The following is a 25,496-nucleotide window of genomic DNA, read 5'->3' on the forward strand; positions in this document are numbered from 1 at the left end:
TAGTGAATTGTGCAAAAATAGGAATAAACTTTCGTATCCAAAAGCGTTTTACTAATAATAATGTGTAACTTTGCAAAGTTAATGTGTTTATAACAGCTTATGATAGATACCACTGTATTTCAAAATAAGACAGCCGTTTATTATACTTTAGGCTGCAAATTAAATTTTTCAGAGACTTCAACTATTGGTAAAATTCTGCGTGAGGCAGGAGTTCGGACTGCGCGTAAAGGAGAGAAAGCTGATATCTGTGTGGTAAATACCTGTTCGGTGACGGAGATGGCGGATAAGAAATGCCGGCAAGCGATTCATCGTCTGGTAAAACAACACCCTGGTGCTTTTGTGGTAGTGACCGGATGTTATGCGCAATTGAAGCCCGGTGATGTGGCAAAGATAGATGGAGTGGACGTAGTGTTGGGAGCGGAACAGAAAGGAGAATTGCTTCAATATCTGGGCGACCTCCAAAAGCATGAAAAAGGAGAAGCTATCACTACGACGACCAAAGATATCCGTTCATTCTCTCCCTCGTGTTCACGGGGAGACCGTACCCGTTTCTTTTTGAAGGTGCAGGATGGATGCGATTACTTTTGTTCTTATTGCACGATTCCTTTTGCCCGGGGACGAAGTCGTAACGGGACTATTGCTTCCATGGTTGAACAGGCCCGTCAAGCGGCTGCCGAGGGAGGAAAAGAAATTGTTCTGACCGGAGTGAATATCGGAGACTTTGGCAAAACAACAGGAGAGAGTTTCTTTGATTTAGTAAAAGCATTGGATCAGGTTAAAGGAATCGAACGTTATCGTATCTCTTCCATAGAACCCAATCTGTTGACTGATGCGATTATTGAGTTTGTGTCTCACTCCCGCAGTTTTATGCCTCATTTTCATATCCCTTTGCAATCCGGTTGTGATGAGGTTTTGCAGCTAATGCGCCGTCGTTATGACACTGCTCTTTTTGCTTCGAAAGTAAGGAAGATAAAAGAGGTGATGCCGGATGCTTTTATCGGAGTGGACGTGATTGTGGGAACCCGTGGAGAAACGCCCGAATACTTTGAACAGGCTTATCAGTTTATTGATGGACTGGATGTGACGCAGTTGCATGTGTTTAGCTATTCCGAACGTCCTGGAACGCAAGCCTTAAAAATAGAATATGTGGTTTCTCCGGAAGAGAAGCATCAACGTAGTCAACGTCTGTTGACACTATCGGACCAAAAGACACAGGCTTTTTACGCGCGTCATATCGGGCAGGTAATGCCGGTGCTGATGGAAAAATCGAAGACAGGTGTTCCGATGCATGGATTTACGGAGAATTATATCCGTGTAGAGGTGGAAAATGATGATTCACTGGATAATCGGGTGGTTAACGTACGCCTGGGAGACTTTAATGAAGAGAGGACGGCACTTAAAAGTACAATTTTGATATAAGTATGAGATCCAAACTTATCTATTGGCTGGTATATAGTGGAATGTGGTTGTTTTCGGCACTTCCGTTCCGGGTTTTGTATATGCTCTCGGATCTTAATTGTCTGTTGATGTATCGTATTGGGAAATATCGCCGGAGAGTGGTTCGGGGAAACTTGCTTAGATCGTTCCCGGAAAAAACAGATGCGGAGAGATTGCAGATAGAGCGTAAATTTTATCGTTATCTGTCGGATTATATGCTTGAGGATTTGAAATTGTTGCATATGTCTGCCGAAGAGCTTTGTGCAAGAATGACTTATAAGAATACGGAGCAATATCTGGAACTAACTGAAAAGTATGGAGGTATTATAGTAATGATTCCTCATTACGCCAATTATGAGTGGTTAATAGGTATGGGATCAATCATGAAACCGGAAGATGTCCCTGTGCAAGTTTATAAACCATTGAGAGATAAATATCTGGACGAATTATTTAAACGTATTCGTTCTCGTTTCGGGGGATATAATATCCCGAAACATTCTACAGCACGTGAAATTATTAAGTTGAAACGTGATGGGAAAAAGATGGTAGTTGGGCTGATTACCGATCAATGGCCCAGTGGGTATGATAAATACTGGACTACTTTTTTGGGGCAGGAGACGGCTTTCCTGGATGGTGCGGAGCGTATTGCTAAAATGATGAACTTTCCTGTTTTTTATTGTGAGCTTAGTAAGAAGCGTAGAGGGTATTGTGAAGCGGAGTTCAAGTTAATGACGGAAACACCGAAAGAAACAAGAGAAGGAGAAATCACGGAAATGTTTGCCCATAGGTTGGAGCAAACGATTCGCAGGGAACCGGCATACTGGTTATGGTCTCATAAACGCTGGAAATTAACCAAAGAAGAGGCTGATCAGCTGGAACAGAAGGAATTGAATAAGAAGAAAGAATAATGATGAAGGTTTCAGTTGTAATCTTGAATTGGAACGGGTGCGATATGCTTCGTACTTTTCTTCCGTCCGTCGTCCGCTATTCAGAGGGGGAGGGGGTTGAGGTCTGTGTAGCTGATAATGGCTCTACGGACACTTCTGTGAGTTTGCTTCAACAGGAATTTCCTTCTGTCAGAACGATTGTGCTCGACCAAAATTATGGCTTTGCCGATGGATATAATTGGGCATTGCAGCAGGTCGACGCAGAATATGTAGTTCTTTTGAATTCAGATGTCGAGGTGACGGAGCATTGGCTGGAACCAATGATTGCTTATTTGGATGCTCATCCGGAGGTGGCTGCTTGTCAGCCGAAGATACGAAGTCAACGACAAAAAGAATATTTTGAATATGCCGGAGCGGCTGGTGGCTTTATTGATAAATATGGTTATCCTTTCTGCAGGGGGCGTATAATGGGAGTTGTGGAGAAGGATGAAGGCCAATATGATACGGTGATTCCTGTTTTTTGGGCAACGGGGGCAGCGTTGTTTATCCGGCACACTGATTATGTGAATGTAGGAGGATTGGATGGACGTTTTTTTGCTCACATGGAAGAAATAGATTTGTGCTGGCGACTTCGTTCGCGGAATCGTGAGATTGTCTGTGTACCTCAAAGTATTGTCTATCATGTAGGAGGAGCTACTCTTAAAAAAGAGAATCCTCGTAAGACTTTTCTTAATTTCCGTAATAATCTTGTCATGCTCTATAAGAATCTTCCACAGAAGGAGTTAAATAAAGTGATGCGTATCCGGGCCTGTCTCGATTATGTGGCAGCGTTTAATTTCTTGTTGCAAGGGCACTGGGACAATGCTCGTGCTGTGATACGTGCGCGGAAAGAGTATAAACAACTATGTCCGTCATTTTCTTTATCCCGTGAAGAGAATATGAGAAAAAAAACTTTGAATCCGATACCTGAACGGACAAAAAGTAGTATCTTGTGGCAGTTTTATGCGAGAGGATGCAAACGGTTCTCTCAATTGTCGGATTTTAAAAGGATAGCAAATGGAATCAAAGGTTAGAAGAGGCATCGGGCTGGTAGCACACGATGCAATGAAAAAAGACCTCATCGAATGGGTGCTATGGAACTCGGAACTGTTGATGGGTAATAAATTCTACTGTACGGGTACTACAGGTACTTTGATATTGGAAGCATTGAAGGAGAAACATCCTGATGAAGAGTGGGATTTTACGATTTTAAAATCAGGTCCGTTAGGTGGTGACCAACAGATGGGGTCACGTATTGTGGATGGGCAGATTGATTATCTCTTTTTCTTCACGGATCCCATGACACTGCAACCGCATGATACGGATGTGAAAGCATTAACCCGTTTGGCCGGTGTAGAAAATATAGTTTTCTGTTGTAACCGTTCTACGGCAGATCATATTATTTCCAGTCCGTTATTTATGGATCCTGATTACGAACGTATTCATCCGGACTATTCCAGTTATACGAAACGTTTCCAGGATAAACCTGTGGTGACGGAGGCTGTAGAATCGGTAAATAGAAGAAAAAAGAAGAGAAAATAAGCCGGTAGTTTACGGCTGTGAAAATAGAAGCAGATCTTGCTTAAAAAGGAATGCAGATGATACGGATTACTTTATTAATATCGTATTATCTGCATTTCGTCATTTATGTTTCATTTCCAGTTGTGATTATCTTATTTCCTGCTGCAGTGTAGCTCAATTCCTGCAGACTCTATATCTGCTCCCATCGGTGGGTTTCGTTTGGAAAGCCGGAGTTCGATTTCTTCAATACAGGGGAATTGGTCAAAGAGTTTTTGTATAATCCGTCCGCTAACGTGTTCCAGCAATTTTGAGGGAACAGCCATTTCATTTTCTATCACCTGATGTACTTCAGCATAGTTGACGGTGTCGGTAACTTCATCTGTCCGGGCAGCTTTGCTGATATCTACTTTCAGTTTCAGGTCAATGAGATATTCATTCCCAATCAGATTTTCTTGCGGTGCAACTCCATGATAGGCGTAACAACGAATTTCTTTCAAAAGGATATAGCTACTGTTTATCTTCATATACTGTCTTTTTAGTGTGATCTTGTTTGACTTTTAACAGGTCTTTCTGTGCAACCATTTGTGGAATCACTTTAAGAAAGACGGGTGTGAGCAGAAGGCAGATGCTTAATGTTATAAGCAAAAGTGCGCTTGCCTGTGCCCAACTATTGTGAATATAACGGCTGACTAATGGACCTAAAAAATGAAGTATCGGTCCATGGATACTTAAGGTGATAATTGAATATCGTCCCAAGTAAGAAACAACCTTTATCTTCTTCACTTTTTTGCAAAGTAACATAATCATAAATATTCCTGCAAACGCAGCGATATATACTTGAAAAATATTTCCCGTATAATTGTTGGTACGCATCCCCAATGTAGTAGCGGTAAAGTACATTACCACCAGTGCCAATACAACAAAAACCGGTATCAGTTTGTCGAAACGATGGCTGGGATATAGAAAGAAATTATACCGTCGGATCCAGAAACCGGCCACATAGAAGGGGAGGGCAGTCATGGAAACATCTATATACAGGGGTAACTCTATCTGTAATTTTCCGAGATAAAATCCTGCACAACCAATCAGAATTGTCACAGCGAACATGACAGGCAGATGCTTTTCACGCAGAAAGTGAATTAGATAAAATAGGATATTACAATTGAATAATGCGAGTAGAAACCAGATCGGTGGATTGAACTTGATAAGGTCGTGTCCATGAAATACAACTAAGAGTTCATTCCATGACACAGGCAGTTGAAATACCCCCGGAGCAATCTTCCAAACAATGTATTTCATTAGAAATGCACTTAGATAGAAGAAAAGAAAAGGAATAATCAATTTGTTTATTTTTCGCAGGATGAATCCGAACAGGCCTTCGTATGATTTGAAAAACACTCCCGAGATAAAGAAGTAAAGCGGCATGCGGAAACAGGATAACATCGAATTCGTATCCAGTTGTTCGAAGGCTCCTCCAACATGTGCCATTACCACAAGGATAATGCAGACTCCTTTGGTTAAGTCCACAAAATCAATACGTCTGCTCTGGTTGCCTTCCATTATCTCTTTTAATTTCTCTTTTTCGGCGCAAAGATACTTTATAAATCGGAATAAAAAGAGGAACATTGAAAAAATAAACGAATGATGCGAAAAGCGAAAAAGTATGATATATAGTAATGATATTATTGCGAAAAAAACGGTTGACTATGTTTTGAAACTCCTTATTTTACCTCTGTTATCAATATATCCTTGAAAAACGAATGACGCGGATCACATAGATTTTTGGCGTTCTTAATCTAGTGTTATCCGCGTCGGTAGTGTCCGGAAAATATCCTTTTAGAAAGTTACTTGTATCTTTTATTCTATTTATTCGGATCTCTTCCTGTGTATTTAATCAATTCGCTAATCTTATCATTAAGTGTTTTTGCTTTCATCAACTGCTCCAGAGTGAGATGCATCCGGTATCTCCAGTAATTTCGTGGATTGGATGGAACATTAATTCGCTCTTCCGCCACATTCGGATTTCTCCATTTCCCGTCTATCGATAACCAATCCTGGAAAGACAAGATACAGAGAATGGAATTACTGTTGAGATGGTTGCGTACGATTTCCTCGCACAACTCCGGGGTGGCAGTTGTCGGTGCAACTCCATAATGTCCTAACGTTGCATTATAGTAACGTTGGGTCTGTTGATAATCTTCTTCCCACCAGCCACGCAACGTAGACATATCGTGAGTGGAGATTGTGCAGACAGACCGGTACGGATATTCATTTAAATGCCCGAATTCATACATCGGATTCTTAGGCATCCGCTGAATTTCCAGACTAAGAATCCGGAGATCATTCATCACCGACGACACACAAGCAGGAATCATCCCCAAATCTTCTCCACAAACCAACATGCGGGTTGATTGTGTCAGTTGAGGTAACTTCTTCATAGCCTGTTGATACCAGAACTCGTTGTGCCGGTGATAATAATACTGGTCGTATAGTCTGTTAAACGCATTTTTCTCTTCTTCGTTCAGCGATCGGAATACGAAATCTCGTTGCACACCGATACGCGGGTGGTATTTACCTTCCTCTTTCTTATCCGCAACAAATAAGACGTTACTGATTAATGAATAAAGCCCTTCCCGAATCCAGATACTATCTTCATCATTTCTACCGGCAAAGAATTGTTCTACCTCCCGTTGTGTTTCGAATCCTGGTTTCATCCGATAAAGTCCGGAGTCATCAACCAATTGAAGAAAGTCCTGTTTGACTAAATGGGTATGCGGTCCGAACAACTGTCCGAGGAAAGATTCATGGATGAATGGTAGCAGATATTCATCCCGGAACGTTAGACCATAACTTTCGATTTCTTCCCGGCTCATCGGCAAAGAAGGATCAAACTGGCCTAACAATCCATGTACAGCGTGCATTGGTATTTCCCAAATACGGAAGAACCCGAGGATATGATCGATCCGGTAAGCATCGAAGTATTCTGCCATTTTCTGAAAACGCTTCATCCACCAGTGGTATCCGTCTTTTTCCATGACATCCCAGTTGTATGTGGGGAATCCCCAGTTTTGCCCGTTGATCGAGAAATCATCGGGCGGAGCACCCGCTTGTCCGTTGAGATTGAAGTAATGAGGTTCTGTCCAGGCTTCCACGCTGTTGCGGCTGATACCAATCGGAATATCCCCCTTTAATACAACACCGTGTTGGCGGGCATATTCGGTTGCAGACAACAACTGTAGATGCAGATGATACTGGATATAATAATACAACGAGATGTGAGGATAATCTGCCGTTCCCGGTTGGCACATTTTTTCTATATCTTCCGCTTGGTAAACAGAGTGTCGCGGCCATTTGCGGAAATTGGGCGTTTTGTAGGCATCGCGCAGATAACTAAAGACTGCATAAGGTTGCAGCCATTCCTTGTTCGTTTCAAAGAAATCTTTGAAACCTTTGGAAGCCAATACCTTTTCTCCTTCCTGTCGGAACAGTAAGTTGAAAAACTCCCATTTAGTTTGGTTGACCGCTTCGTAGTCAATAGCAGGGAGGTTGTTCAGTTCCTTTTGCTTCTTGCTGAATTTCGATGCCGCTTCTTTATCTTTCAGAGTTCCCATTTGCCTGATATCCGCATACATCGGATGGAAAGCATAAATAGAAATGCTGTTATAAGGATAAGAGTCCGTCCATGCATGAGTCATGGTGGTGTCGTTGACCGGTAAAATCTGAATAACTTTCTGGCGAGTATTTACTGCCCAGTCGACCATACGTTTCAAGTCGCCGAAATCACCTACTCCGAAACTTTTCTCTGATTTTAAAGAAAATACGGGTATAGCGATTCCTGCCCCTTTCCATGCGGGAATGTCGAAATAAACATATCGGTCGGCAATCACGAGCGTTTCGTTGGTCTTCAGTTCCGGGTCTGCCAGATAGCGGTTAGGGTTTTTCTCCCAGCAGTCTGCTTTCTTTTCCTGTTTGTTGTAGAGGATGAATTTATATTCCAGCGGATATTTTAGTTTGCTGGCGTCCAGTTCTATCTGCCATTCCGGGAAATTGGTATCACTCATCAACACCGCTTTCTCCGGGTCCCAGTGACCTAATGATTTCTGGTTGCCACAAATTGCCAGGCAATAATCTTTGTTGATACGTGGGGCGTAGGCCTTGATAACCAGTCCCTTCTTATATCTTTGCGGGATATTCTCTTTTTCAGGATGTGCCAGTAAGGCTTCTGTAAAAGCAGAACTATAAAGATATAGTTGTTCCGGGATATTTTTCCAGCAATCATTGATTCTGTATATCTTCCTGGAACTACCTGATAAGAAAATAGATCTCGAAAAACTGTCCCATTCCTTGCGGATAACTATTCCGTTTTGCTCTATCTGATAGCTATAATTGATGGTCATCCCTTCTTGAGGGACTTCAAGCTCAAGTTCTGCCGTCCAATAGATACCATCGGTGGTGTGTAAAGGAATTGATTCCGGAAATAAGCCGGAAATCCTTACTTCTTCTCCCCAATTGGTGCGGTATTCAATATTAAATGATAGAATCATATATATTAGATTTTGATTGTATATGTAAGACACTGCAAGTATAAGACATTTTTTTGAATAAAAAATAAAAGGAGCCGCACCGGACTCCTTTTAATCTTTTGTTTATATATTAATTAACATACGTAGGACTATTATCCACATCTGGAAGCGCCGCAAGTAGTACAAATCAGACAGCCTTCCTGATAAACCAATGTCTCGTTGCCACAGTTCGGGCACTTCTTACCTTTGGCTTCCGTTCCATCCTGAATATACTTCTTCAATGCACGTTCTACACCGTTTTTCCAAGTGTTGATACTTTCACTGTTCAATTGCAGAGAGCCAACCAGTTTGATAACCTGTTCAATCGGCATCCGGTAGCGAAGCACGCCGGAAATCAATTTTGCATAGTTCCAGTATTCCTTGTTGAACTTCTCTGACAATCCTTCAATGGTCGTCTTATATCCGCGTTTGTTCTCGAATTGGAAGTCGTAACGTTTGGTACCGTCTTCATCCACATTTTTGATGATACGTCCGCAAGTTACGCTCTTAGGCAGCAAGATACCTTCGTCGTCATCTTGCAAACCAGTGAATATTTCATAAGGGTGTCCGTCCAATAATCCGACAAAAGCTACCCATTTTTCCTTGTTGTTCTGGAAACGGACAACGTCTGCTTCCAATATTCTCGGACGTACCTCTACAACCGTAGGCGGTTTGCAAGGAGGAAGTCCTTCTTTCTTGTCTTTATCCGATTTCGTAGAGATCAGCACTCCAGAGCGTGAACCGTCACGATATACGGTACAACCTTTACAGCCGGATTTCCATGCCTCTACATACAGGCGGTTTACTAAATCCTCGTCCACATCGTTCGGCAGATTGATGGTTACGCTGATAGAGTGGTCTACCCATTTCTGGATTCTTCCCTGCATCTTCACCTTCATCAACCAGTCGACATCGTTAGAAGTCGCTTTGTAATAAGGAGATTTGGCAACCAGTTCGTCAATCTCTTCCTGGGTGTAACGTCTGGCCGGGTCGTATCCGTTAGCTTCCATCCAAGTAACAAATTTATGATGGAATACGATGTATTCTTCAAATGCGTCCCCTGTTTCGTCTACAAAGTCTACATGCACATTCGTATCGTTCGGGTTCACCTTTCTTCTACGTTTGTAAACAGGCAGGAATACAGGCTCGATACCCGAAGTGGTCTGCGTCATCAAACTGGTCGTTCCGGTTGGAGCAATCGTCAGGCAGGCAATGTTGCGGCGACCATATTTCTTCATGTCCTCATACAGTTTCGGATCAGCTGCTGCCAGGCGTTGGATGAACGGATTGTTCTGTTCACGTTCGCTATTATATATTTCGAAGGCACCGCGTTCTTTGGCCATTTCCACTGAAGAACGATAGGCGCCGAGAGCTACTGTCTTGTGTACTTTTTCAGAGAATTCCGTTGCTTCTTCCGTTCCGTAGCGCAATCCTAATGCAGCAAGCATATCACCTTCTGCAGTGATACCTACGCCAGTACGACGACCTTGTCCGCTCTTCTTGTAGATTTTCTCCCAAAGTGCACGTTCCGCATGTTTCACTTCTTCGTTTTCCGGATCTTCGTCAATCTTGGTCATGATACGTTCGATCTTCTCTAGTTCGAGGTCGATAATATCGTCCATGATCCGTTGAGCGAGAGCCACGTGTTTTTGGAACAGGTCGAAATCAAAATAAGCATCCGGTTTGAACGGATTTACCACATAAGAATATAGATTGATAGCCAATAAGCGGCAAGAATCGTAAGGACATAGAGGAATTTCTCCGCATGGGTTGGTAGATACCGTTCTATACCCCAGGTCTGCATAACAATCAGGCACAGATTCACGGATAATCGTATCCCAGAACAAAACGCCCGGTTCTGCCGATTTCCATGCATTGTGAACGATTTTCTTCCACAAGGTAGAAGCGTCGATTTCCTTGGTGAATGTAGGTTGGGCAGAGTCGATAGGATATTGCTGTACATACGGCTTTTCGTCTACGGCAGCCTGCATGAAAGCGTCGTCCAACTTGACAGAAACGTTTGCTCCGGTCACTTTACCTTCGGTCATCTTGGCATCAATGAATGCTTCCGAATCCGGATGCTTGATAGACACGCTCAACATCAATGCACCGCGACGTCCGTCTTGAGCTACTTCACGAGTGGAATTCGAATATCGTTCCATGAACGGAACAAGACCGGTAGAAGTCAACGCCGAGTTTTTAACGGGAGAACCTTTCGGACGGATGTGTGATAAGTCATGACCTACACCACCGCGTCTTTTCATTAGTTGCACCTGTTCTTCGTCGATTTTGATGATAGCGCCATAAGAGTCGGCTGCACCGTCCACTCCGATAACGAAGCAGTTGGATAGTGAAGCAACCTGGTAGTCGTTACCGATTCCTGTCATCGGGCTACCTTGGGGGACGATGTACTTGAAGTGATCCAGTAAATCATACAGTTCTTTTGCTGTTAACGCATTCGGATACTTCGATTCTACGCGTGCCACTTCATTTGCAATTCTCCAATGCATGTCTTCCGGGGATTTTTCATAGATATTACCGAAAGAATCCTTTACTGCGTATTTGTTTACCCAAACCCTTGCAGCAAGCTCGTCGCCTTGAAAATATCGTAAAGATTCTTCATAGGCTTCGTCGTAAGAATAAATCTGTTTTTCCACGATTCAATTTGTGTTAAATCTCGTTTTTAATAAGTAATATGTAGAAGTTTACTTATCGTTAACAAATGTAGGCGCAAAGCTAAGAATGTTTTTTCATCTATCAAAATAAAAATGAATTAATTTATTAACAGGTTGCAAGTTTTCCATTTGTTTATGCTAAGTATTTGATAAAGAGTTAGAATTGGATTTTGTTCAAAGGTTAAAGTTCTCCAAAAAGAAAACTATTCTATTCCACTAGTGTGGTGGATTATTTTTTTCTTTTTATATCTTTGCAAAAAAAAGATATGTTTGAAACCGTAAAGAACAGAAGAACTATCCGGAAATATCTGCCTAAAGATATAAATCCGAGTTTGTTAAATGATTTGCTTGAAACCTCTTTCCGTGCTTCTACGATGGGTGGGATGCAACTTTATAGTGTGATTGTGACTCGCGATGCGGAAATGAAGGAGAAACTTTCGCCTGCTCATTTCAATCAGCCGATGGTAAAAAATGCTCCAGTCGTACTGACTTTTTGTGCTGATTTCCGTCGTTTCAGCAAATGGTGTGAACAGCGGAAAGCAGTGCCGGGCTACGATAATTTAATGTCTTTTATGAATGCGTCTATGGATACTTTGCTTGTTGCACAGACTTTTTGTACGCTGGCGGAAGAAGCAGGACTCGGCATTTGTTATTTGGGAACTACCACTTATAATCCTCAAATGATTATTGATACCCTCCAACTCCCCGAACTGGTATTCCCTCTCACCACAATAACGGTAGGCTATCCGGATGGTATTCCCGCACAAGTAGACCGTTTGCCTTTGGAAGCTGCCGTGCACGATGAAAAATATCACGACTATACACCGGAAGAAATAGATAAACTCTATGCCTACAAAGAATCATTGCCGGAAAACAAGCAGTTTATCGAAGAAAATAAAAAAGAAACATTGGCTCAAGTCTTTACGGACGTGCGTTACACAAAGAAAGATAACGAATTTATGTCCGAAAATCTATTGAAAGTACTTCGTCAGCAAGGATTCTTGAAATAAGTATTAAGTATCAAGTATTAAGTATTATCCATGCGGATGGACTTTATCATGCGATATTGTATAGCAACGGTAATGCTTAATACTTGATACTTGATTTCAGTTTCTCTTTTTCAGTAACGATTCTATTTCCTGTACTTCTGCACTAAAGCTTTTGTCCACCTCCAATTGTCCTTTTACGGTTTTGCAGGCGTGAAGTACCGTTGCATGGTCTTTGTTACCGATAAACTTACCTATCTTAGAAGTTGAAAAGTCTGTGTGGTTTTTAGCTAGATACATGGCGATCTGTCGTGCTTGAACGACTTCCCTTTTTCTGGATTTTGTATGTATGGCAGACGGTTCCAGATCAAAATGCTTGCATACCACTTTGAGGATATCATCGATGGTAACCGCTTTAGTCTCGTTATGAACCACTCCATGAACAATGTGTTGTGCCAAATCCAAATCTATTTCTTTGTTGAAAATAGTGGAACGAGCCATGATAGCAATGACGATACCTTCCAGATCGCGTACACTTTCATTCACATTTTCGGCAATATAATCGATCACTTCCGGCGGGAATTGTAATCCGTCGCGGTGTATCTTGTTGCGTAGAATGTTTTTGCGAAGTTCTACCGTCGGCTTTTCAAGCTCGGCTACCATACCCCATTTGAAACGGGTCAGGAGGCGTTCTTCAATACCTTGCAACAATACAGGAGCACGGTCTGAAGTTAATATAAGCTGTTTGCCGTTCTGGTGTAAATGATTGAAGATATGGAAGAAGTTGTTTTGAGTCTTGGTGACACCGGCAAACTCCTGAATATCATCAATGATTAATACATCGATCGTCTGGTAAAAGTTAATAAAGTCGTTGGTCGTGTTATTGCGTACAGAATCCGTATATTGTACCTGGAACAAATGTGCCGAAACGTACAATACTCTTTTCTCTGGATAAATTTCTTTGATTTTCGTGCCTATTGCGTTTGCCAGGTGCGTCTTTCCTACTCCGGATGCTCCATAAAGGAATAACGGGTTGAAAGCAGTCCCTCCCGGTTTTTGCGCTACGGCTTCCGCCACACTTCTTGAAAGTTTATTGCTGTATCCTTCAATGAAGTTCTCAAAATTATAATTGGGATTCAAATGCGGGTCCAAATCCTGAACGGCAGGAGCCTGTAGGAAGCTGGGAGCTTTGTTTCCTCCGATTATGCTTTTGGGAGTAACAGCCGTAGAACGATTGCTTGCTTCGAGATTCACGGTTTGATTCGGAATCGAAGTCTTGTCCACCATGACATTGTACATCAACTTGGTTCCTTCGCCAATGACCTTATATAATGTCTTACGTATAAGATCTACGAATCTCTCTTCCAGTATTTCATAGAAAAACTGGCTCGGGATCTGTAAGATCAACGTTTTGTCCTCATATTTCAACGGAACAATAGGGGCAAACCAAGTATTATATGTCGTCTCGGGAACATTGTCTTTAATAACGTCGAGACAGCGGTTCCAAAGTACGACATGATTTGATTCAATCATAGTAACTTTTAATACATTTATTAATTAAGCAAAACTTCTACGTTTGCAAAATTGGGAATCTTATTCGGAAAAAACAAATCTATTTTTTCTTGTTTTTTTCATGCTAACAATAATGTGTTTACTTTCAATGACTTATGCGTTTGTTGTCGGACACACTCTGTTTACCCTCTCTTGCAGTTTTATAAGTATCTGTATGTTAATGTCTTATACATATATTTTTAGCCTTTTTTCTCACTTTTGTACGTTTGTACGGGAATATTATTTCGGTTTGTAGATAGACATTTGAAGAGCAATCTACTTTCTTTTGAAAGCCCTTCGTTATTTAGATAAAATCTATATAACGATAATTTGCTACTTGTCTTTCTTGCCGAATAATGAGAAGTGAACGTACCGTTTCGGATGCTCTTTCAGGTCTTCTAATAAGCTGGCTGCATTTTCAGTTGTTGCATTCAGATTATTGTATAAAGTCGGGTCGTTGAAGAGCAGTCCGATAGTGTTATCTTTGCTGTTTAATTTTTCTGTAAGTATTTTTACGTTAGCCAGCGTTTCGTCTATTTTTTTGAAAGTGGCTGCATAGTCTACTTCTTTCAAATTTCCGCTGATGACAACAAAGTTGTCTCCGATGGTGTTCAGCTTGCTGGTGAGTTGAGGTATGTCATTACTCATCAGCCCTTTTACCTGCGAACTGACTACTGCCAGGTTGGCGGTTGTCTTCTCTATCGAGTGCAGGGTGGCAGGGATGCTCTTGTCTCCTAATATATTGTTCAGAGAGATGAGGATAGAATCCAGTTTCGGAAGCATTTCTTCTACCTTTGGGATCAGTTTCGCCGCGTTTTCCATCATTCCGTTGTTCAGTGTGCCGGGGATCGTATCTCCTACGGCATATTTTTCGCGCGGGTTGTTTGCCAGAAGAATATTCATGCGTACGCCTCCCATAAGTTCGGATACAAGCTCGGCACTACTTCCTTTGGGAATCCGCAGTTCCGTGTCCAGTTCCACTTCGACAATTACATTTCCGGGTTTGGCATAATCATAATAGATGTCACGTACGATACCTACACGAACACCGTCGGCAAATACCGGGCTTGATTTGGTGAGTCCGTTTACGTTTTCAAATTTGGCATAGAAATAGCTGGAAGGTTGAAACATGTGTATACCTTTCAGCCAGTTAATTCCGTATATAAGCACACATAGTGCAACGATACCTGCAATACCTATTCTGACTTCTTTTGTAATGTACTTCATTTTATCTTTTTATTTATTTCTTCTTTTCTTGAATTCGGCAATCGCTTCATTGACGTTCATTTTCTCGCCGTTCCGGAAAGCGATGATAAAGGCGTCTTTGAATTGTGCCGTAATGGTGCGCTTCGTACGCAACACCTTATTATAATCGGCGGAGGCTCCATACGTATATTTGTATATTCCCCCTTCCTTATAATAATCTACCTCTTTCAGTCCTTTCAGCCGTTTGTCGTTTTTGGCGAGAGGTTTGGAAGAAGTAAGTATCTGTATCTTAAACGTAATTTCACTGTCATTGGTTGCACTCTCTACTACAATTGGGCGTTTCGGTGCTGTTTTTGCTGTTGCGGCAGGTTTTGTTTTTGCTTCGGCCAATAGCTTTTCCTGTTGGGGAGCTGTGTTCACGCTTTCGGTATCCTTTTGGGCAGTTGCCGGGGTATTGTCTTCTTCCTGTTCGGTTGGGACGATCGTTTTGCTGACTCCCGTTAGGCGCAGTTCATGTTCTCTCTTATAATTTAAGAAAGCACGGTAGATGCCTTTTGCCATGGTGCCGGCCCCTTCTTCGGAATTCAGATAGCGCTCCTCTTCGGGCGTAGAGATAAATCCTAGTTCTATCAGAATGCTCGGCATGGCACTCGCTTTTAAGACAAGGAATCCGGCTTGATGCACTCCACGGTCTGCCCTTCTACAAGTTTGGCGAAATTGTTTCTGCATCAGTGAAGCTAGGTGTACACTCTGCTCCATGTATTTATCTTGCATGAATTCAAATATAATATATGACTCGGCAGAGTTCGGGTTGAAACCGGCATATCTTGTTTTGTAGTCACTTTCGTAGAGGATTACGGAGTTCTCTCGCTTGGCAACTTCCAGATTAGCGTCTGATTTGGCTAAACCCAGTGTCCAGGTTGAAGCACCTTTTGCGGTACGGTTGTTAGCCAATGCATTGGTGTGAATGGAAATAAAGAGGTCAGCCTTCGCGTTGTTGGCAATTTCTGCGCGTCGGTCCAAAGGGATGAATACATCTTTGCTACGAGTGTAAATCACTTTGACGTCGTCGCAATTCCTTTTAATCAGATTTCCCACTTTCAGGGCAACGTTCAGATTGATATTTTTCTCTTTCGAGATTTTGCCGATGGCGCCCGGATCATGTCCGCCATGTCCTGCGTCGATAACTACTACAAAATCCTTCCCCCATAAGTGGTTAGTACATGAGGGTAGAAAAAGCAGCCAGAGGCAAATGAATATGTATAATATGTACGGTCTATTCAGTTTCATATCTATAATACGGTGCAAATGTAGTAGAAATTTGTAGAAAACTCATTATTTGCCATTAAGTTTTGTGTTTTTTTCGGTTTAATGATAGCTTTTTTCCTGAAATCTCCGTTACTTTGTGCTTCGAAGTTAAAATGTACGACGATGCTTAAGTTTTTGAAGAATTGGACGTTACCTATTGCTATGCTGGTAGGTGCTATAGGTTATCCGCTGTTTATCAGCCTTTCTTTCCTGACTCCTTATCTTATTTTTACGATGTTGCTATTGACCTTCTGTAAGGTATCTCCTCGTGATTTGAAGCCAAAACCTCTCCATTTGTGGTTGTTATTGATTCAGATTGGTGGAGCGTTGGCTGCTTATCTGTTGCTTTATCGCTTTGATAAAATTGTAGCAGAAGGAGTGATGGTTTGCATTATTTGTCCAACGGCTACGGCTGCTGCGGTGATTACTTCCAAGTTGGGAGGGAGTGCGGCCAGTCTGACTACTTATACATTGATAGCAAATATTGGAGCGGCTATTGCTGTGCCCATTCTTTTTCCTTTGGTGGAGGTCCATCCTGATGTCACTTTTTGGGAGGCGTTTCTTGTTATTTTGGGTAAGGTATTTCCGTTGTTAATTTGTCCTTTTTTGGTTGCCTGGTTGTTGAGCAAGTGTTTGCCGAAAGTACATCAGAAGTTATTGGGTTATCATGAACTTGCTTTTTATTTGTGGGCTGTATCTTTAGCTATCGTAACTGCGCAAACATTGTATTCTTTGCTCAATGACCCGGCGGATGGTTTTACGGAAATCATGATTGCTGTCGGAGCACTGATTGCCTGTTGTTTGCAGTTCTTTTTGGGGAAGACAATCGGCTCGATTTATAATGACCGTATCAGTGGTGGGCAAGCACTTGGACAAAAGAATACAATTCTGGCTATTTGGATGGCGCATACCTATTTGAATCCATTGTCTTCTGTGGCTCCCGGTTCGTATGTGTTGTGGCAGAACATCATCAACAGCTGTCAGTTGTGGAAAAAGAGAAAAAATGAGATAAAATATTAAATATAAGATATTGGTATTTAGTATTTTATGTTTATTGAGTGTAATTTCCTTTATTTTCCTTGTTTTCTTGTTTAGTCTAATAAATGCCTTTATTTTGTTACTATTTTGTTACCCGTATTCATTGGAGTAACAAAACAAATCGCTATATTTGTATCGGTAACAAAATAAGAACATAATTATGGCGAAGAAAAAACAAGAAGTTAAATTGAAAGAACCTGTAAGGATTAGATTCAAGCAGCTTGCCAATGGCAACCAGTCTATTTATTTGGACTATTATACAGGTGATGTTATTAGAAAAGAAAATTATGTTGGCGGTAAACGGCAATATGAATTTTTGAAGTTGTACCTTATACCCGAAAAAACGAGGGAGGATAAGGCGAAGAACGAAGCTACATTGGCTCTTGCAAAAGCGATTCAGAGTAAGAGGATAGTGGAGTTACAAAATGATGCACACGGTTTTCAGAACACCAACAAGTCAAAAGCGAATGTGATTGATTATTTAATGAACATGAGAAGCCAATCTAAAGAACGTGGCAGCTTGAACTATGAAAAGACTGTTGGTAATACCATCCGTGAACTAAAGTTGTTCAGAGGGGATTACATAGCTTTTCGTGATATAGATAAGGACTTCTTAAATAGCTTTGTGGATTTCTTGAAACAAGCGAAGAAAGCAAGCAAGTTTGGTTTGTTAAAGGCTGGGGGTGTATTAAGTAATAATTCCGTTATTGCTTACTATGGGGTGCTGCGTACCGCTATAAATAGAGCCTATAAAGAGGGGATTATTACGGTCAATCCAACGAAAGAGTTTGATTTTGCCAGTAAGGTAAAAGCGGAAGTCAGCCGCAGGGAGTATTTGACAATAGAGGAATTGAAGCGGCTTATCGGGACAGAGTGCAAGTATGAGATAATGAAACAAGCCTTTCTTTTCAGTTGTTTGTGTGGGCTGCGTGTAAGCGATATAAGAAAATTGAAGTGGAACGATTTGCAGAAAAGCGGTGAAAGAATAAGAATTGAAATAAAGATGCAGAAAACAAAAGAACCGCTTTATCTGCCTATATCCGATGAAGCGTTAAAGTGGTTGCCGCAACAAAATGAAGCAAAAGGCGATGATTTGATTTTTCCTTTGACGCATGAGGGAACTATAAATAAAATACTTCAAAAATGGGCGAAAGACGCAGGGATTATTAAGCATATCTCGTTTCATGTTGCCCGGCATACCCATGCTACCATGATGCTTACATTGGGGGCTGACTTGTACACAGTTAGCAAATTGTTAGGACATAAAAATATTGCCACAACTCAAATTTATGCGAAGATTGTCGATAAGAAAAAAGAAGAAGCTATAAGTTTGATACCGAATTTGACGGACTGATTTAAAAAGAAAGTATGGTTATATCACAGTTACCGTACTTTCTTTCTTTTTTTGTCTTTGTTTAGCCGGAAAAATATATCTTTGTTTCTACTAACTGAAACATAGATTATTATGACAGAAGAAGAACTGAAAATAAAATTCGACCATATACAAGGTATATTCAATCGCTGTATCAATCATGCCAGCCAAGTTATGATAGATAATATTGCCTCTAAGTCCTTATATTTCGACGCAGAACAGGCTGATAAACTGGAACAGCAAGAATATGTTCGTACCACTGATGAGTTGGTGCAGTTATATATTCGTTATTCTGTGTTGAATGATATTCAATATTTTTATTCTGTATCTGATTTCTTTTGGGAAAGCGGTTTTTATGAATCCTTGAAATCCGATGAGAAAAGAAAATACATGTCGTTTAATCCTCTTTCATTTGATTATTCCCGGTATGAGCAAGATAATACGGTTTATGATGAAGAACTGCCTTATTTTTCTGTAATAGTTAAAACTGTTGTATTGGAAAAATATTCTGCGTACTTGCGAAAAAAGAAAGAAAGTAAGGTGCAAGCGGAAATGCAGCCACAACAGAAAGAGCCGCAACCAATTCAAGATAAATGCCAAGAGCCTAAAATTATCTCCCATATTGCTGAAACAGAAAATCCGTTTAAGTCTATTTTAAACGACAGACAAATAGCATTGTTGGTGGATTGTATCAATGAAGTGGAAATTTTCAATGCTCCTATGACTTTTGAAGATTTGAAAGCAATACTTTCCTGTAAGCCAAAAGTTATATTTAGGTCTAATAACAACAGGCAGGTAGCTTTTCTTTTTTCGGAATTAAGCAATCGTGGTTTGATAACACCTAACTGGCAATCTGTTATAGCAAAGAATAAGTTGTTTGTTACGAAGAATATAAAGAAAGATAAATATCTGAATCAAGGTGATTTAGCCACAGCCGCCAATTATGTAAAAGGGGTGGAACATGAAAAAGATTATGTAACCATCAGCAATTATATCAAACAACTGAAAAAACTTTAAGAATAGGTTAATACCTCAAACATAGCTTAATCCACTATCAAGCTATTCCTCAATACTTTTGCCCCCGTAATCGATTACAAGAAACTGGAGGGCATGCACTCCATATTGTCTAACGCAAATACTTTTGTTATATGGAAACAAGTATTGAGAAGCGAGTTGCAGAACTCGAAAATTTAGTGTTCCTTTCAAAGAATGTGCTTAGTTTTGATGAAGCGAGCAAGTTCTTGAACCTTTCAAAAAGTTACCTGTACAAGCTGACTTCGGGTAACTTGATACCCCATTACAAGCCGCAGGGCAAAATGCTTTATTTTGAGAAAGCGGAATTAGAAGCGTGGTTGCGTCAGAACCCGGTGAAGACGCAGGCGCAGATAGAGCAGGAAGCGCAGAAATATATCCTTAACCGTCCCTTAAAGAAATAGCGGCTATGGAAAATAGAAAAGCGACAGAAGCCGGGCAGGATGTCACCATGCAGAAAGAGGATTTTGCAGCCCTTTGGAAAACCATCCATCTAAAGGTGACGGACACTTACGAAGTGCCGCCCGAAATACTCTGGGTGAACGGCTCTACCATTGGCACGCTGGGTAATTTCAGCGCATCCACAGGAAAAGCCAAGAGCAAAAAGACATTCAACATTTCCGCCATCGTTGCGGCAGCGTTGAAGAATGACGAGGTACTGAAGTATTCGGCATATCTGCCACCGAACAAGCGGAAAATCCTCTATGTAGATACCGAGCAGAGCAAATACCATTGCCATAAGGTCATGGAGCGTATTTTGCGACTTGCCGGACTGCCTACCGACAAGGACAGGGACGATTTTGTTTTCATCGTGCTAAGGGAGCAGACCCCCGACAAGCGGAAACAGATTATCGGCTATATGCTTGAAAATATGCCCGATGTGGGGTTGCTCATCATTGACGGAATCCGTGACTTGATGTATGACATCAACAGCCCCAGCGAATCAACCGACCTAATCAACCTCTTGATGCGCTGGTCAAGCGGATATAACCTGCATATCCACACTGTACTGCATTTGAATAAGGGGGATGACAACACAAGGGGGCATATCGGTACGGAACTGAACAACAAGGCTGAAACCGTCCTGCAAATCACGAAAAGCCAGCAGGACGGCAACATAAGCGAGGTAAAGGCGATGCACATACGTGACCGGGAATTTGACCCGTTCGCATTCCGTATCAATGACAACGCTTTACCCGAAATCGTGGATGATTATGTATTCCAACAACCTAAGCAGGACAGGAACTTTTCGCTTGCGGAACTGACTGAACGGCAACACCGGGAAGCGTTGGAGAACGGTTTCGGCAAGCAGGTGGTACAAGGCTATTCCAATGTCATAGCGGCATTGAAACAGGGTTATGCGAGTATCGGTTACGAGCGTGGACGCAATGTTCTTGTGTCGCTTAACAAGTTTCTTGTGAACAAGCGCATGATTGTGAAAGAGGGCAAGGGCTACCGCTATAATCCCGATTTCCATTATTAAAAGTCAGTTTGGTTTAGTCCGGGTGTATATACAAGAGGAACGGACTTACTATTTCCCTGTATCGGAACAGGCAGGTTTAGTATGGTACGGGTGTATATATAACGGACTAAACAGGACTGGCGCACTTTTCAACTATTTTTTTTATCCCCAAAAAAGAAAATGTTATGAACATCGAAGATGTGAAACAAATACCCATCGCAGACTATCTGCACAGTTTAGGTTACTCTCCTGTCAAGCAGCAGGGTAACGGTTTATGGTACAAATCACCGTTAAGGGAGGAACACGAACCGTCTTTCAAGGTGAACACTGACCGCAACCTTTGGTATGACTTTGGCGCAGGCAAGGGCGGTAACATCATCGCACTGGCAAAGGAACTCTATTGTTCCGACAGCCTGCCATACCTTTTAAACCGGATAGCGGAACAGACACCGCACGTCCGTCCGGTCAGTTTTTCTTTTCCCCAGCGTAGGACAGAACCGAGCTTCCAGCATTTGGAAGTCCGTGACCTTACCCATCCGGCATTGCTCCGTTACTTGCAGGGACGGGGTATCAATGTCGAACTGGCAAAAAGAGAATGTAAGGAACTCCATTTTACCAATAATGGCAGACCGTTCTTTGCTATCGGTTTCCCGAACATGGCAGGAGGTTACGAGGTTCGCAATTCCTTTTTCAAAGGCTGCATCGCCCCGAAAGACATCACCCATATACGGCAGCAGGGAGAGCCGAGGGAGAAGTGTTTGGTGTTCGAGGGTTTCATGGACTACCTCTCTTTCCTTACGCTCCGCATGAGGAACTGTCCGACCATACCCGACCTTGACAGGCAGGATTATGCCATTCTTAACTCTACCGCCAATGTGTCGAAAGCCATTGACGTGCTGTACCCGTATGAACGCATCCACTGTATGCTTGACAATGACAAGGCTGGATATGAAGCGACACGGGCTATCGAATTGGAATACCCCTACCGTGTGCGTGACTTCTCGCACAATTATAGGGGATATTCGGACTTGAACGATTATCTGTGCGGCAGGAAGCAGGAACAGAAAAACGCAGCCAGCCAAGTGCAGGAAACGAAGCAGGAAACCGGACAACGTGCCGCCCCAAGACAAAAGAGAGGCAGGGGCATTTAATCCGGCAGGACTACCAACGGCTGGCGGTTTATTTGGAGAGCAAGGTTATGTTTCGGTAAACCGAAACTACCTTGCTTTGCTCACCGCAAAGAAAATTTCTCCCGTTGGTCGCAATTTTTAAGATACCATTTAAATGTAAAAACCTATGACGAATATAAAGGATAAGCCGGGGGGACGTCCGGCAAAGAAACGGATAGAGAAGCAGCAACGGGTTGTCAGTACGAAACTGACCGAGTTGCAGTATTACGCCATCAGAAAGCGAGCCGGGGAAGCTGGGTTACGTGTCAGTGAGTATGTAAGGCAGGCGGTTGTTTCGGTAGAGGTCATACCCCGGCTGAACAGGCAGGATGCGGACACCATCCGCAAACTGGCAGGGGAAGCCAACAACATCAACCAGTTGGCGCACCGGGCGAATGCCGGAGGTTTCGCACTGGTGGCGGTGGAACTGGTGAAGCTCAAAAACCGGATTATTGAAATCATAAACCATTTGTCAGATGATTGGAAAAATAAAAAAGGGAAGCGGGTTTAAGGGCTGTGTGAACTATGTGCTTGGCAAGGAGCAGGCGGTTTTGCTTCATGCGGACGGGGTTCTGACTGAAAGCCGGGGAGATATAATCCACAGCTTCTGTATGCAGACCGGGATGAATCCCGACTTGAAAAAGCCTGTCGGACATATTGCGTTGAGTTATTCGGCAGTGGATGCGCCCAAATTGACAGATGGGAAGATGGTACAGCTTGCGCAGGAGTATATGCGTGAAATGAAAATCACCGATACGCAGTATATCATCGTGCGCCATCAAGACCGGGAACACCCACATGTGCATATCGTGTTCAACCGCATAGACAATAACGGCAAGACCATTTCGGACAGGAACGACATGTATCGTAACGAACAGGTATGCAAGAAGCTGAAAGCCAAACACGGGCTTTATTTCGCCGAGGGAAAAGAGCAGGTGAAGCAGCACCGATTGAAAGAGCCGGACAAATCAAAATACGAGATTTACACAGCTGTGAAAAATGAAATCGGCAAATCCCGTAACTGGCAGCAGTTGCAGCACAGGTTAGCGGAAAAGGGTATCACTATCCAGTTCAAACGAAAGGGACAGACTGACGAGATACAGGGCATATCCTTTTCCAAAGGCGAATACACGTTCAAGGGGTCGGAGATAGACCGCAGTTTCAGTTTTTCCAAACTGGATAAATGTTTCGGGGATGCAGGAATGAATGTTGCCGAAAGCCAACGGCAAACAACTTTCGCACCCGTTCGGGAACAAGCACCTGCACCGGACAAGGCTGACAGTCCGTTGATAACAGGTTCACTCGGTCTGTTTTCTGCTTCTTCTCCCCCAGTGGATGAAGAACCTAATTTTAATTTGAGAAAGAAGAAGAAAAAGAAAAAACAACTTAAACAGTAAAGACATGGAAGATAATTTGATTTTAGAGGGGCTTCTCTCTATGGTTACGGAACTGAAAGAGAAGCAGGAAGCACAGGCAACGCCAGCCAGTCGGGAGGAAACTCTCGAACGGCTGGGAGCAATCGAACAAGCGTTGTCGGAACTGCACAGTAATTCGGCTGTTCCCGAAGAAAAGTTGCGGGTTATTCAAAGCCAACTTGACGACATAAGGAGCAGGATGCAAGGTCAGCAGAAGAACATAGAGGACACCAAGAAAATAACATTGGAAACCTACCGTTGTTTCAAGGTAATGATTGATACTTTGGGCTCTTGCAAGACGGATAAAGAGGAAGCTACGCCCTTACCGTTCTATCAACGGATTTACAACAAGGTCGCTTCTTGGATTCGTCCGGGATTGTTTGTTTTTTCGGCAGTGCTGGTCGTCTGTTCCGTTTCCATATTCTTGAATGTCCGTTTGGCTGAACGTATGCAGCAGTTGCAGGACAACGATATGAAATACCGCTATTTGCTGATGCAAGGACAGGCAGACGGGGAAACTTTTGATATGCTGGAAAACAAGTTCAAGTGGCAACGGGATAACGGTTTTATCCGAAGTTTGACCGATTCAGTGATGGATTTTGAATATCGCATCCAAAAGCAGGCGGAAGCACTGGAACGTGCAAGGCTGTTGAATGAGCAAGCCGAACAGCTAAAGAAAGAAGCCGATAAGTTGGGTAAGCCATAAACGGGGAAAGTCGGAACAGATGAAGTACATTCACCGTTCCGGCTTTTCAGATTCACTTCTTTTTCTTCGTACAGTGTTCTTTCTCGAACTGGCGTAGCGTGGTGACGCTGAACCGTTCTTTAATAAACTCCCGGACATCGGAAGCCTTGTAATACACTTTTCCGCTGATAGTGAAGTAAGGCAGCGCACCGATAGCCCGGTAGCGTTGCAGAGTTTTGATACTTACTTTGAATAATAAACACAAGTCTTGATTATCCAATAGGTTGTCATCTTCGGGTAGTACCTTGTCCGCATTGCGTAGTACCCGTACATCCTTGCAGAGTTCTTCCAGCTTGGCGTACAGCTTCTGCATCCATACGCTGAAATCGTCATTGTCTATATACATGATTGCTTCATTTTTCTGATTATACATTCTTGTCTGTCAATCAATTGATGAAGCAAAGTTCAGAAAATAGGCGCAAAGAAATTACGGGGGAACTAATGGAATCCCCTATAAATAAATCATAAGTCACTGATTATCTATATCCTTTCTTGTCATGTTCCTTTTTGATAAGTTCTACCAATCCATTAAGAAACCCGGTCAGTTTGCCCGGCTTTCGTTTTATCACGTCCTCATGTTTTTGGTAACAGTCGCCTATCTTGATGTTGAACAGCCATTCAAAGGCTTTCACCAAGTCCACCAAGTAGGCGGGCTTGCCGTTCTGATACACGATGTTTTTGGAGAGGAACAGACCGCTTACCATTTCCATGATGTTGATAAGGGTTGTCTTGTCTGCGAGATAGAGAGGGGAAAGGGGCTGTTTGTTGATACGTTGCTGTAGCTGTTCCGGGTATTTGATGCGCCACTCGATAAGGCGTATTTCAGTGTTCAAAAGTCCTATCGCTTCATCAATTAGATGCAGATGGGGCATTTTTTTCTTGCTCAAACCGTACACGATACGATTTAAGACGGTGCAAACCAAAGGAAAAATAACGTAGTAAAACGTTGTAATCCTGCTCATTGATACTAAAATTGGCTACATGGGTCGCCAATTCTTCGATAGCTTCTGCAAATTCAGATGCAGACACTTTACGTTGTGAGCATTCCGACAATAAGCGGAAAAATCTTTGGTCGAATATTTTTTTCATTG

Annotated in this window: 24 protein-coding genes; 14 read left to right on the forward strand and 10 right to left on the reverse strand. The window is 42.3% G+C overall.

The genetic code is table 11. The annotated features are described in order from the left end of the window. Positions 1–99 precede the first annotated feature (99 nt). Genes mtaB through DWZ47_RS00705 form a run of 4 tightly spaced genes read left to right on the forward strand, consistent with a single transcriptional unit; the run spans position 100 to position 3,905 of the window. A complete protein-coding gene (gene mtaB / locus DWZ47_RS00690; protein ID WP_117512101.1) occupies positions 100–1,419 on the forward strand; it encodes a tRNA (N(6)-L-threonylcarbamoyladenosine(37)-C(2))-methylthiotransferase MtaB in 1,320 nt (439 codons plus the stop codon). Positions 1,420–1,421: 2 nt separating this feature from the next. Beyond that, positions 1,422–2,345 (forward strand): lysophospholipid acyltransferase family protein, encoded by a 924-nt coding sequence (locus DWZ47_RS00695; RefSeq protein WP_115484713.1) that lies wholly within the window; start codon positions 1,422–1,424, stop codon positions 2,343–2,345. A gap of 2 nt (positions 2,346–2,347) precedes the next feature. Then, a complete protein-coding gene (locus DWZ47_RS00700) occupies positions 2,348–3,397 on the forward strand; it encodes a glycosyltransferase family 2 protein (protein WP_085929311.1) in 1,050 nt (349 codons plus the stop codon). After that, the gene (locus tag DWZ47_RS00705) at positions 3,381–3,905 is read left to right on the forward strand and encodes a methylglyoxal synthase (RefSeq protein ID WP_004306620.1); all 525 of its coding nucleotides are present in this window, start codon (positions 3,381–3,383) and stop codon (positions 3,903–3,905) included. Before DWZ47_RS00700 ends, DWZ47_RS00705 begins: the two co-directional genes overlap by 17 nt. A 131-nt stretch (positions 3,906–4,036) precedes the next feature. Here DWZ47_RS00705 and folB read toward each other — a convergent pair whose 3' ends face one another. The 4 genes from folB to DWZ47_RS00725 form a co-directional block, all read right to left on the reverse strand. Continuing rightward, positions 4,037–4,408, reverse strand: coding sequence for a dihydroneopterin aldolase (gene folB / locus DWZ47_RS00710; protein WP_004299342.1), 372 nt, complete (start codon positions 4,406–4,408; stop codon positions 4,037–4,039). Then, positions 4,392–5,444 carry an acyltransferase family protein gene (locus tag DWZ47_RS00715; protein ID WP_032852829.1) on the reverse strand — a complete coding sequence of 351 codons (1,053 nt, stop codon included), beginning with the start codon at positions 5,442–5,444 and terminating at the stop codon, positions 4,392–4,394. The genes folB and DWZ47_RS00715 overlap by 17 nt, the downstream gene beginning before the upstream one ends. Before the next feature lie 302 nt (positions 5,445–5,746). After that, positions 5,747–8,428, reverse strand: coding sequence for a 4-alpha-glucanotransferase (locus tag DWZ47_RS00720; RefSeq protein WP_117512102.1), 2,682 nt, complete (start codon positions 8,426–8,428; stop codon positions 5,747–5,749). 131 nt (positions 8,429–8,559) lie between these two features. Then, a complete protein-coding gene (locus DWZ47_RS00725; RefSeq protein ID WP_004299345.1) occupies positions 8,560–11,103 on the reverse strand; it encodes an adenosylcobalamin-dependent ribonucleoside-diphosphate reductase in 2,544 nt (847 codons plus the stop codon). Between the two features lie 284 nt (positions 11,104–11,387). Between DWZ47_RS00725 and DWZ47_RS00730 the strand changes: the two genes are divergently transcribed. Beyond that, entirely contained in the window at positions 11,388–12,131 is a 744-nt protein-coding gene (locus DWZ47_RS00730; RefSeq protein ID WP_008024992.1) for an NADPH-dependent oxidoreductase, read from the forward strand. Positions 12,132–12,227: 96 nt separating this feature from the next. Here the strand turns inward: DWZ47_RS00730 and dnaA are convergent, their stop codons facing one another. From dnaA to DWZ47_RS00745, 3 genes are all read right to left on the reverse strand, one after another. Continuing rightward, complete coding sequence (gene dnaA / locus DWZ47_RS00735) at positions 12,228–13,640, reverse strand: chromosomal replication initiator protein DnaA (RefSeq protein ID WP_004299347.1); 1,413 nt, start codon at positions 13,638–13,640, stop codon at positions 12,228–12,230. A gap of 351 nt (positions 13,641–13,991) precedes the next feature. Next, complete coding sequence (locus tag DWZ47_RS00740) at positions 13,992–14,885, reverse strand: MlaD family protein (protein WP_117512103.1); 894 nt, start codon at positions 14,883–14,885, stop codon at positions 13,992–13,994. 9 nt (positions 14,886–14,894) lie between these two features. After that, complete coding sequence (locus tag DWZ47_RS00745; protein WP_042994454.1) at positions 14,895–16,154, reverse strand: N-acetylmuramoyl-L-alanine amidase; 1,260 nt, start codon at positions 16,152–16,154, stop codon at positions 14,895–14,897. Between the two features lie 81 nt (positions 16,155–16,235). Between DWZ47_RS00745 and DWZ47_RS00750 the strand changes: the two genes are divergently transcribed. The 9 genes from DWZ47_RS00750 (at position 16,236) to DWZ47_RS00790 (ending at position 24,366) form a co-directional block, all read left to right on the forward strand. Then, positions 16,236–17,192, forward strand: a complete 957-nt coding sequence (locus tag DWZ47_RS00750; protein WP_115484708.1) for a bile acid:sodium symporter family protein — start codon at positions 16,236–16,238, stop codon at positions 17,190–17,192. A 178-nt stretch (positions 17,193–17,370) separates the two neighbouring features. Beyond that, complete coding sequence (locus DWZ47_RS00755) at positions 17,371–18,564, forward strand: site-specific integrase (RefSeq protein WP_004315367.1); 1,194 nt, start codon at positions 17,371–17,373, stop codon at positions 18,562–18,564. A 111-nt stretch (positions 18,565–18,675) separates the two neighbouring features. Continuing rightward, positions 18,676–19,599, forward strand: coding sequence for a hypothetical protein (locus DWZ47_RS00760; RefSeq protein WP_049702057.1), 924 nt, complete (start codon positions 18,676–18,678; stop codon positions 19,597–19,599). A 131-nt stretch (positions 19,600–19,730) separates the two neighbouring features. Further along, the gene (locus DWZ47_RS00765) at positions 19,731–20,018 is read left to right on the forward strand and encodes a helix-turn-helix domain-containing protein (RefSeq protein ID WP_005802192.1); all 288 of its coding nucleotides are present in this window, start codon (positions 19,731–19,733) and stop codon (positions 20,016–20,018) included. Positions 20,019–20,023: 5 nt separating this feature from the next. Then, positions 20,024–21,097, forward strand: coding sequence for an AAA family ATPase (locus tag DWZ47_RS00770; protein ID WP_049702058.1), 1,074 nt, complete (start codon positions 20,024–20,026; stop codon positions 21,095–21,097). Between the two features lie 164 nt (positions 21,098–21,261). Then, positions 21,262–22,227 carry a toprim domain-containing protein gene (locus DWZ47_RS00775; RefSeq protein WP_049702059.1) on the forward strand — a complete coding sequence of 322 codons (966 nt, stop codon included), beginning with the start codon at positions 21,262–21,264 and terminating at the stop codon, positions 22,225–22,227. A 145-nt stretch (positions 22,228–22,372) separates the two neighbouring features. Beyond that, positions 22,373–22,756 (forward strand): MobC family plasmid mobilization relaxosome protein, encoded by a 384-nt coding sequence (locus tag DWZ47_RS00780; protein WP_049702060.1) that lies wholly within the window; start codon positions 22,373–22,375, stop codon positions 22,754–22,756. Next, positions 22,722–23,642: a relaxase/mobilization nuclease domain-containing protein gene (locus DWZ47_RS00785; RefSeq protein ID WP_049702061.1), complete on the forward strand. Its 921-nt coding sequence runs from the start codon at positions 22,722–22,724 to the stop codon at positions 23,640–23,642. Before DWZ47_RS00780 ends, DWZ47_RS00785 begins: the two co-directional genes overlap by 35 nt. A gap of 4 nt (positions 23,643–23,646) precedes the next feature. Next, the gene (locus tag DWZ47_RS00790; protein ID WP_004315359.1) at positions 23,647–24,366 is read left to right on the forward strand and encodes a hypothetical protein; all 720 of its coding nucleotides are present in this window, start codon (positions 23,647–23,649) and stop codon (positions 24,364–24,366) included. Positions 24,367–24,418: 52 nt separating this feature from the next. On the opposite strand, the gene DWZ47_RS00795 is transcribed toward DWZ47_RS00790, so the two are convergent. From DWZ47_RS00795 to DWZ47_RS00805, 3 genes are all read right to left on the reverse strand, one after another. Beyond that, complete coding sequence (locus DWZ47_RS00795; RefSeq protein WP_008997282.1) at positions 24,419–24,751, reverse strand: helix-turn-helix domain-containing protein; 333 nt, start codon at positions 24,749–24,751, stop codon at positions 24,419–24,421. Positions 24,752–24,881: 130 nt separating this feature from the next. After that, positions 24,882–25,301, reverse strand: coding sequence for an RteC domain-containing protein (locus DWZ47_RS00800; RefSeq protein WP_049702063.1), 420 nt, complete (start codon positions 25,299–25,301; stop codon positions 24,882–24,884). Then, positions 25,255–25,494 (reverse strand): hypothetical protein, encoded by a 240-nt coding sequence (locus DWZ47_RS00805; protein WP_004315356.1) that lies wholly within the window; start codon positions 25,492–25,494, stop codon positions 25,255–25,257. Before DWZ47_RS00805 ends, DWZ47_RS00800 begins: the two co-directional genes overlap by 47 nt. Between the last annotated feature and the right edge of the window lie 2 nt (positions 25,495–25,496).

It is taken from the genome of Bacteroides sp. AF32-8BH (assembly GCF_003435205.1).
GTDB lineage: Bacteria > Bacteroidota > Bacteroidia > Bacteroidales > Bacteroidaceae > Bacteroides > Bacteroides ovatus.